Consider the following 7,905-nt stretch of genomic DNA (forward strand, 5'->3'; position numbering starts at 1 on the left):
CACCGCAACGTGGTGGAGTTGCTGGCCAACACCCAGCCGTTGTTCGGGTTCGGCGACACCGATGTGTGGACGCTGTTTCATTCCTTCGCGTTCGATTTCTCGGTGTGGGAGTTGTGGTGCGCGCTCGCGCACGGCGGCAGCGTGGTCGTGGTGGACTATCTGACCTCCCGCTCGCCCGAGCAGTTCCGGGAATTGCTGATCCGCGAGGGGGTCACCGTGCTCAACCAGACCCCCTCGGCGTTCTATCAGCTGGTGGAGGCCGACCGGGCCGCCGCGACGGGTGCGGGTGAGCTGGGGTTGCGGTATGTGATCTTCGGTGGTGAGGCGCTGGATCTGCGGAAGCTGCGCCGCTGGTATGACCGCCACGGTGAGCGCACCCGGTTGGTGAACATGTACGGCATCACCGAGACCACCGTGCACGTGTCGTTCGTGCCGTTGACCCCGGCCCAGGTCGAGGAGCCGGCCAGTGTGATCGGGCGGGCGATCCCCGGTTTGGACGCCTATGTGCTCGATGACCGGTTGCATCCGGCGCCGGTCGCGGTGGCCGGGGAGATCCATGTCGTCGGCAAGCAACTCGCCCGTGGGTATCTGGGGCGGGCGGGGTTGACCGCGACCCGGTTCGTCGCGAATCCGTTCGGGGCGCCGGGCTCGCGGATGTATCGCAGCGGTGACATCGGCCGCTGGCGCGCCCGCGGGGACGACGCCGCCTTGGAATACGCCGGGCGCGGGGATCAGCAGGTGCAACTTCGTGGGTTCCGTATCGAACTCGGCGAGATCGAAGCCGCGCTGCTGGGCTGCGCCGGGATCGGGCAGGCCGTGGCGGTGGTCCGCGCCGACGAACACACCGGCGAACGATTGATCGGCTACGTCGTGCCCGACACCCACACCGCGATCGACCCCAACGCCGTCCGCGCCGAAGTCGCCGGATTCCTCACCGGCTACATGGTCCCCGACGCCGTCGTCGTCCTCGACACCCTGCCACTGACCCCCAACGGGAAGCTCGACCGCCGGGCGCTACCCGATCCCGAGATCATCAGCACGGTCGACTACCGCGCGCCGCAGACGGCCACCGAACAGGCCGTGGCGCAGGTGTTCGCCGAACTGCTCGGCGCCGACCGCGTCGGCCTGGACGACGACTTCTTCGGGCTCGGCGGCAACTCGCTGCTGGCGGCCCAGGTGGCCGGACGGCTGCGGGAAGCGACCGGAGCGGCGGTGCAGGTGCAGTGGTTCTTCACCGACGCCACGGTGGCGGGCTTGGCCGCCCGCATCGACGCCGGCGACGCCGACGCCACCGCGGCGCTCGACGTGCTGCTGCCCATCCGGGCGAGCGGCTCGGCGGCCCCGCTGTTCTGCCTGCATCCGATGTACGGCTTGGCCTGGTCGTACGCGGGTCTGGCCCAGTTCATGCCCGCCGAGCAGCCGATCTTCGGCCTGCAATCGCCGGCGCTGTCGGAAGACGGCGAGCTGCCCGGCTCGCTGGACGAGCTGGCCGAGCGCTACCTGTCGGAGATCAGGGCGGTACAGCCGCAGGGCCCGTACCGGTTGCTCGGCTGGTCCCTCGGCGGCGTGCTCGCCCATGCCATCGCCACCAGGCTGCAGGACGCGGGCGAGCAGGTGGAGTTGCTGGCCATGATGGACAGCCATCCGAATCCGGATGTGGTCGGTTTCCGCGCCGCGGTGCGCGGCGCACTGGCCGAACTCGGACTCGGCACGGCGGCCACCGCGGACGGCGATGTCTACGAGCTCGACGACGACTCGCTGGCCGCCCTGCACGCCATGATCCCGGCCGACCTGGTCGCGGTGACGCCCGAGCGGCTGCGGCGGATCTATCGCAGCGCGGTCCGCTCGGCCGAGCTGATCGCCGAGCACCGGCCCGGCGTCTTCCGCGGCACCGTGCAGTACTTCAGCGCGGCGGTCGCCGACCCCGCCGACGAGTTGCGCGCCGCCGCGGCCGACTGGTGGCCGTATGTCCAGGGCATGGTCGTCGATCGGCCGGTCGAGGTCACCCATGCCCGGATGGCCACAGCGGAGGCGCTGGCGGTGATCGGTCCGCAGCTGGCCGCTCTGCTCGACGGTCGCCGTTGAGCGTCCCCGCCGACATCGCGACCCCAATCGCGCGAAGGCAGGGAATAATCAACCGCGGCACTCGTCACACGCGTCCGTTCCCGGCCCGAAATCCTCGGATCGTGGCCGGTCACGGGGGGCGTGCGCCGGTGGTTCGGTAACGATCGACATGCGCGCGTTCGATGATCCCTGGGCGGGGAGCATGGTGACGTGCGGGTGGCGACGATAGACAGGGTGAGGCAGCACGATGGTTCGGGCAGTCGGGCAGCGGTGTGACGAGACTGCGGAAGCGGTGCGCGCATGACCCGCCCGGCGCGTGTGCGCCCGACCCGGACCCGCCGTCCCCGCGTCACCACCCTGCCGCAGTTGATGGCCACCGCCGTCGAGGCCAACCCCAGCGGCGCGGCCGTGGTGTTCGCCGACGCGACCGCCACCCTGGCCGAGCTGAGCTATGCGCAGCTGGACGACTGGTCCACGCGTTTGGCGCGTCTGCTGATCGATCGTGGGGTGGGGCCGGAGGATCTGGTCGCGGTGGGTATTCCGCGTTCGGTGGAGTCGGTGGTCGCGGTGTGGGCGGTGGCCAAGACGGGTGCGGGTTTCGTGCCGGTGGATCCGAACTATCCGGCCGACCGGGTCGAGCACATGGTCGCCGACTCCGGCGCGGTCTTCGGGCTGACCGTCGAGGAACTGGGCGGTGACCTACCGGACCGGGTGGAGTGGCTGTCCATCGACACCGCGGACTGCGCCCGGCGGCTCGAGGAGTTCCCGGCCGATCCGGTGACCTACACCGATCGGGTGCGTCCGCTGCGCGCGGAGCATCCCGCTTATGTCATCTACACCTCCGGCTCCACCGGCAAGCCGAAGGGCGTGGTGGTCACGCAGTCGGGGTTGGCGGGTTTCTGCGCCGAGCAGCGTGATCGGTACCGGGTGACGAGCGCGTCGCGGACGTTGCATTTCGCGTCGCCGTCGTTCGACGCGTCGGTGCTGGAGTTGCTGCTCGCCCTGGGCGGCGCGGCCACCATGGTCGTCGCCGCCCCCACCGTGTTCGGCGGTGAGGAATTCGCTTCCCTGGTGCGCCGGGAGGCCGTGACTCACGCGTTCGTCACGCCCGCCGCGCTGGCGTCGGTGGATCCGGCGGGGCTGGACGAGTTGCGCGTTGTGGTGGCCGGTGGCGAGGCGTGCCCGCCGGAGCTGGTCCGGCGCTGGGTGCTACCGGTGTCGGGTGGGCGCACCCGCGAATTCTTCAACGGGTACGGCCCCACCGAGACGACGATCATGACGAACATCAGCGCGCCGCTGGTGCCAGGGGAGCCGGTGACGATCGGCGCGCCGATCCGGGCCGTCACCGAATACGTGCTCGACGAGCGCTTGGTCCCGGTCCCGAGCGGGGTGGCCGGGGAGCTGTACATCGCCGGCGCGCCACTGGCCCGCGGCTACCACGACCGGCGCGGGCTGACCGCGTCCCGCTTCGTGGCCAACCCCTTCGACACCCATGGTTCCCGGCTCTATCGCACCGGTGATCTGGTGCGGTGGACGCCGGAGGGTGAGTTGGAGTATCTGGGTCGCAACGATTTCCAGGTGAAGATCCGTGGTTTCCGGATCGAGCTGGGTGAGATCGATGCGGTGCTTGCGGCGCACGAGACGGTGGATTTCGCGGTCACCGTGGGGCACCAGCTGGACAGCGGCGCGACCATTCTCGTCTCCTACGTGCATGCCTCGCCAGGGATGGACGCCGACGCGGCCGAGCTGGCCGCCTTCGCCGAGCAGAGCCTGCCCGCGCACATGGTGCCGACCGTCGTCATGGTGCTGGACGAGATCCCTTTGACGCCGGTGGGCAAATTGGACCGCGAGGCGCTACCTGCGCCGCGGTTGCGGACCAAAGTGTTCCGCGCGCCGGTCGGGCCGCTCGAAGAGCTGGTCGGCGCGGTGTTCGCCGAACTGCTCGGCCCGGGAGCGCCGGTCGGCGCGGACGACGATTTCTTCGAGCTGGGCGGCAACTCGCTGATCGCAACGCAGGCGGCGGCCCGCCTCGGCGCCGCGATCGCCGCGCGGGTGCCTGCCCGGCTGATTTTCGAGAGTCCCACCGTCGCCGCGCTCGCCGCCCGGCTGGAGCCGTTGAAGGGCGCGGGCGATCGGCGCGCGTTGGTGGCGGTGGAGCGTCCGGAGCGGGTGCCGTTGTCGTTGGCGCAGCGGCGGATGTGGTTTTTGAATCAGTTCGATACCGGTTCGGCGGCGAACAATATTCCGTTCGCGGTGCGGTTGTCGGGTGTGTTGGATGTGGCGGCGTTGCAGGCGGCGGTCGCTGATGTGGTGGGGCGTCATGAGACGTTGCGGACGGTGTATCCGGCGGTGGACGGTACGGGGTATCAGCTGGTGCTGCCCGCCGAGCAAGTCGTTCCCGACCTCGCGCCCAAGCCGGTGGCCGAACACGAGCTGCCGGATTGGCTGCGCACCTTCGCCGCCACCGGCTTCGACGTCGCGGCGGGAGTGCCGCTGCGCATCGCGCTGGCCGAGATCGGTTCCCAGGACCACGTGGTCGTGGTGGTGGTGCATCACATCGCGGCCGACGGCGCTTCGGTCGCGCCGTTCCTGCGGGATCTGCTCAGCGCGTTCCTGTCCCGGCGCAACGGCGCCCGCCCGTCCTGGCAGCCACTACCCGTGCAGTACGCGGACTACACACTGTGGCAGCACGCGATGCTCGGCGACGAGAACGACCCCGACTCGATCGCGGCGGACCAGATCGCCTACTGGCGCAGGACGCTCGCGGGCATCCCGGACCGGATCGACCTGCCCTCGGATCGCCCGCGCCCACCCGTCGCCTCCGGCCGGGGCGCGGAGTACTCCTTCGCGGTGGACGCCTCGGTGCATCGAGGGCTCACCGAACTGGCCCACAGCGCGGGCGCCTCGGAGTTCATGGTGGTGCACGCCGCGCTGGCGCTGCTGCTGGCCCGGCTCACCGGCACCGAGGACATCACCATCGGCACGCCGGTGGCGGGCCGCGGCGAGCGCGAGCTCGATCCGCTGATCGGCATGTTCGTCAACACGCTGGTACTGCGCACCCGGATCGATCTCGGCGCGTCGTTCCGCGCGCTGCTGGACCGGACGAAGGAAACCGATCTCGGCGCGTTCTCGCATGCCGAGTTGCCGTTCGAGCGGCTGGTCGAGGTGCTGGACCCGGTGCGGTCGCAGGCGCATCACCCGCTGTTCCAGGTGGCGCTGTTCTACCAGAATCTGAGCAGGCCCGAGATCGATCTGCCCGGACTGTCCGCGCGCGTGCTCGAATTCGACAGCGCCGTGGCGAAATTCGATCTGCAATTGACCGTGGTGCCGAACGCAGACGGCGCGGCAACGGGTTTCACGGCGATGTTCACCTACGCCACCGATCTGTTCGACGAGCGGACGATCGCCGAGTTCGCCTGGCGGCTGGATCGGCTGCTCACCGTGGCCGCCATCGAGCCGGACCGGCCGATCGGCGCGATCGATCTGCTCGCGCCCGCCGAGCGCGAGCGCATCCTCCACGAGTGGAACAGCACCGGGTATCCGGTGCCCTCCGAGCTGCTGCTGGACGGCTACCGGCGCGCCGCCGAGGCCTACGCGGACGAGGTCGCGTTGGTGTACGAGGGCGCGGAGCTGACTTATCGTGAGTTCGACGCGCGGGTGAATCGTCTTGCGCGATTGTTGATTTCGCAGGGTGTGGGTGCGGAGTCGTTGGTGGGGTTGGCGGTTCGTCGGTCGTTGGATCTCGTGGTGGGGATGTATGCGGTCGTGGCGGCGGGTGGGGCGTATGTGCCGTTGGATCCGGATCATCCGGCCGAACGCATCGCGCACATCCTGGATACGGCGCGGCCGGTCTGCGTGCTCACCACCTCCGCCGACGCGGTGGACGTGCCGGAAGGCACCGCGGTGCTGCTGCTGGACGCGCTGGATCCGAACCGGTTCGACGACAGCCCGGTTCGCGCGGATGAGCTGCTGCGTCCGGTGTTGCCGCAGCATCCGGCGTATGTGATCTTCACATCGGGTTCGACCGGCCGCCCCAAGGGCGTGACGATCTCGCACTTCGCGATCCAGAACCAGGTCAGCTGGATGCTCGCGGCGTATCCGCTCGACGCCGACGACGTGTACTTGCAGAAGACGGCGACGACCTTCGACGTCTCGCTGTGGGGCTACTTCCTGCCGCTGCGGGTGGGTGCGAAGTTGGTCGTCGCCGCCAACGACGGGCACCGCGACCCGGTGTACGTCGCGGAAACCATCGCCGCGCAAGGCGTGACGGTGACGGACTTCGTGCCGTCCATGCTGACGGTCTTCGCCGCGCACACCGCCCCCGGATCGTGCCCCACCTTGCGCGACATCTTCGTGATCGGCGAGGCGCTGCCGCCGGAGACCGTCGCCGCGGTGCGTGCGGTGTCCGACGCCGCCGTGCACAATCTCTACGGCCCGACCGAGGCCGCGGTGTCGGTGACCTACTGGCCCGCGACCGCCGCGGACGAGCGTTCCGTGCCGATCGGTGTGCCGCAATGGAACACCCAGGTGTACGTGCTCGACGCGCGTCTGCAACCCGTGCCCGCCGGTGTGCCGGGTGAGCTGTATCTCGCGGGTGATCAGCTGGCCCGTGGTTACGTGCGGCGTCCCGACCTCACGGCCGATCGGTTCGTGGCCGATCCGTTCGGCAACGGTGCCCGGATGTACCGGACCGGTGATCTGGTGGTCTGGCGCAACCCGACCGATGTGCTGCCGCATCGGCTGGACTACCTCGGCCGGACCGATTTCCAGGTGAAGTTCCGCGGCCAGCGGATCGAGCTGGGCGAGATCGAGGCGGCGCTGCTGGCGCAGCCTTCGGTGAGCCAGGCGGTGGCCGTGGTCGCGCCGTCGTCGCTCGGTGACCAATTGGTCGCCTACGTCGTCCCGGCTCCCGGGCGAGCGATCGAACAGGGCGAATTGCTCGCGGCGATCCGGGACACGCTGCCCGCCTACATGGTTCCGGGAGCGATCGTCGTGCTGGAGGCGTTCCCGCTGAACCCCAGCGGCAAGCTCGATCGCAAGGCGCTTCCCGAGCCCGCTTTCTCCGCGCGGGAATTCCGGGCGCCCTCGACGGCGGTCGAGGAGATCGTGGCGGATGTGTTCGGTGAGGTGCTCGGACTGGGCCGGGTGGGCGCGGATGACGATTTCTTCGCGCTCGGGGGCAATTCGCTGGTCGCCACTCGAGTCGTGGCGCGTCTCGGCGCGGCGGTCGATGCCCGGGTGCCGGTGCGGGCGTTGTTCGAGACCCCGACAGTGGCGGGGTTGGCGGCGTCGTTGGAGTCGCACACCCACGGCGAGCGTGGTGTCGAGTTGGGGAGCATCGCCCGTCCGGAGCGGTTGCCGTTGTCGTTGGCGCAGCAGCGGATGTGGTTCCTCAACCGCTTCGACCACGCGGACGACGCTGCCGCGGCGACCGGTTCGGCGGCCTACAATCTGCCCTTCGCCTTGCGGTTGACCGGCGAATTGGATGTCACCGCGCTGGGTGCGGCGCTGCACGACGTGGTGGCGCGGCACGAGGTGCTGCGCACGATGTATCCGGAAACCGTGGATGGCCCGGTGCAGGTGGTGCTACCGGCCGGGCAGGTGACGCTGGATGTGGCGGCGCACACGGTGGGTGTGGACGAGGTCGCGCGGGAGGTCTACACGCTCGCGGCGATTCCCTTCGATGTGACCGCCGAAGTGCCCGTGCGGGTGCGGCTGCTGCGGATCGCTGATGCGCCGCGCGAACATGTGCTGGTGGTGGTGGTGCATCATATCGCGGCGGATGCGTCGTCGATGGGTCCGTTGGTGCGGGATGTGATGGTGGCGTATTCGGCGCGTGTC

Annotated in this window: 2 protein-coding genes; both read left to right on the forward strand. The window is 69.7% G+C overall.

The features are described from left to right. Positions 1-2,085 (forward strand): AMP-binding protein (locus tag ACWDMM_RS33680; RefSeq protein ID WP_449941559.1); only part of this gene is annotated, 2,085 nt, incomplete at its 5' end. A 279-nt stretch (positions 2,086-2,364) separates the two neighbouring features. After that, a partial coding sequence (locus ACWDMM_RS33685; protein WP_449941562.1) for an amino acid adenylation domain-containing protein occupies positions 2,365-7,905 on the forward strand: 5,541 nt, incomplete at its 3' end.

This window comes from Nocardia sp. NPDC003726, from assembly GCF_053586955.1.